2 protein-coding genes and 1 pseudogene are annotated in these 1,943 nt (G+C 76.3%); all 3 read left to right on the forward strand.

The features are described 5' to 3' along the window. Positions 1–493 (forward strand): annotated as a pseudogene (locus ACFOMP_RS12300) (DUF58 domain-containing protein); the annotation flags it as partial. Beyond that, positions 480–818, forward strand: a complete 339-nt coding sequence (locus ACFOMP_RS12305; protein ID WP_379030958.1) for a hypothetical protein — start codon at positions 480–482, stop codon at positions 816–818. The pseudogene ACFOMP_RS12300 and the gene ACFOMP_RS12305, both read left to right, overlap by 14 nt. Next, positions 815–1,777 carry a VWA domain-containing protein gene (locus tag ACFOMP_RS12310; RefSeq protein ID WP_379030961.1) on the forward strand — a complete coding sequence of 321 codons (963 nt, stop codon included), beginning with the start codon at positions 815–817 and terminating at the stop codon, positions 1,775–1,777. Before ACFOMP_RS12305 ends, ACFOMP_RS12310 begins: the two co-directional genes overlap by 4 nt. The last annotated feature ends 166 nt before the right edge of the window (positions 1,778–1,943 follow it).

The raw sequence follows: 1,943 nt of genomic DNA on the forward strand, positions 1-1,943 counted from the left end.
GGTGCTGGGCTGGCGTGCCGTCGCCCGCGGCGGCTCGCTGGGCCTGCTGGTCGCGGGGGACGAGGCGCCGGCCAGCCTGGCCCCGGCGACCGGCAGCGCACAGATGCAGGCCGTGGCCGGGCTGCTGGCGCGCTGCCACGATGCCGCGCTGCTGCGGACGGCGGCGGGCCATGATCCGACCCCGCTGGCGCCGGTGCTCGCCCGCGCCCTGCGGCTGGTCCCGGCCGGCGGGCGCGTGCACCTGGCGACCGGCCCGGATGGCCTTCTTGGCACCGAGGCGGCGCTGACCCGTCTGGCGCAAGGCCGCCGGGTCGAGATCCACCTGCTGCTTGACCCGCTGGAAACCGCGCCGCCGCGCCCGGCGCTGGCGGTCAGCGATGGCGCGGCCAGCCGCTTCGGCCGGCTGGCGCCCTTCGACCCGCAACCGCTGCTGGCGCATCTGCGGCAGCTCGGCGCCAGCCCGCATCTGGTCCCGCCCGATGACGCAGGATGAGCTGATCGCCGTCCTGGCCCCCAGCCGGCTGCCGGCGACCCTGCTGAACCCCGGCTGGCGCGAATTCCTCGCCCTGTTCGGGCTGGGGCTGCTGCTGGCGCTGCTGCTCGCCGCCCTGCTTTCGCCGCTGCTGGTGCGCCGCGTCTCGCGCCGGGCCCGCATCCGCGCCACCCGCGGCATGCCCCCGCAGGACCGGCTGCTGGCCATCGCCCGCATCCTGGGCCGGCTGCCCGAACCGCTGCGCCCCGCCGCCTACGGCGCCGCTCCCGTCCCCGACGAGGCCGAGATCGAGCGCATCGCCCTGCGCCGCGGACGGGTCCGATGACCCTGGCCTTTCCCTTGGCGCTGCTGCTGCTGCCGCTGCCGCTGCTGGTCCGGCTGCTGCCACCGCTGGGCGCGCGGGGTGGATTGCGGGTGCCGGGCCATGTCTTCGCCAGCGTCGGCGACCGAAGCGCCGGCCGCTCGGGCCTGGTGCTGGCGGTGCTGGCCTGGGTGGCGCTGGTGGTGGCGCTGGCCGGGCCGGGCATCAGCCGGCAAAGCCCGATGCTGCCCGCCTCGGGCCGCGATATCGTGCTGGCGCTGGACCTGTCGGGCAGCATGGCCAAGCAGGATTTCGCGCTGGACGGCCAGCCGATCTCGCGCCTCGATGCGGTCAAGCGCGTGGCCTCGCGCTTTGTCGCGGCCCGCAAGGGCGACCGGATCGGGCTGGTGATCTTCGGCGAGCGCGCCTATTTCGCCCAACCGATCACCTTCGACGTCGCCGCCGTGGCCCAGGCCATCGACGAGGCGCAGATCGGCATTTCCGGCAAGGCCACCGCGATCTCGGACGGGCTGGGCCTGGCCCTGCGGCGGCTGGCGCAAAGCCGCGCGCCGACGCGGATCGTGGTGCTGCTGTCGGACGGCATCGACACCTCGGGGCAAGTGGGCGCGGTGGATGCGGCGCGGCTGGCGGCACGGCACGGCATCCGCATCCACACCATCGCGCTTGGCCCCGACGATCTGGAAACCCGGCCCAAAGCCCGCGACGCCGTGGATGCCCGCACCCTGCGCGAAGTCGCCGAGGCCGCCGGCGGCACCAGCTTCCGCGTGCGCGGCATGACGGACCTGGCCCGGATGGCCGCGACGCTGGACGCGCTGGAGCCCAACCCCTCGGACCGCCCGCCGCTGCGCTACTGGCAATCGCTGTGGATCTGGCCTGCCCTGCTGGCGCTGGCGGCGCTGCTGGCCATGGCCGGCAGGGGCGTGTGGACCGGCGCAGGGCCCGGCGGCAGGGGGCGGCCATGATCCTGCTGCGCCCCTGGTGGCTGGCGGCGCTGCCGCTGCTTGCGCTGGCCGCCGCCTGGCTGTGGCGGCGCGGGCCCGAGGCCGGCGGCTGGCAGACGGTGCTGCCGGCGCCGATGCTGGCGGGATTGGCCGCGCTTGGCTGGCTGGACGCGGGCGGGCGGCTGGC

Origin of the sequence: Paracoccus simplex, from assembly GCF_042648325.1 — a bacterium.
GTDB lineage: Bacteria > Pseudomonadota > Alphaproteobacteria > Rhodobacterales > Rhodobacteraceae > Paracoccus > Paracoccus simplex.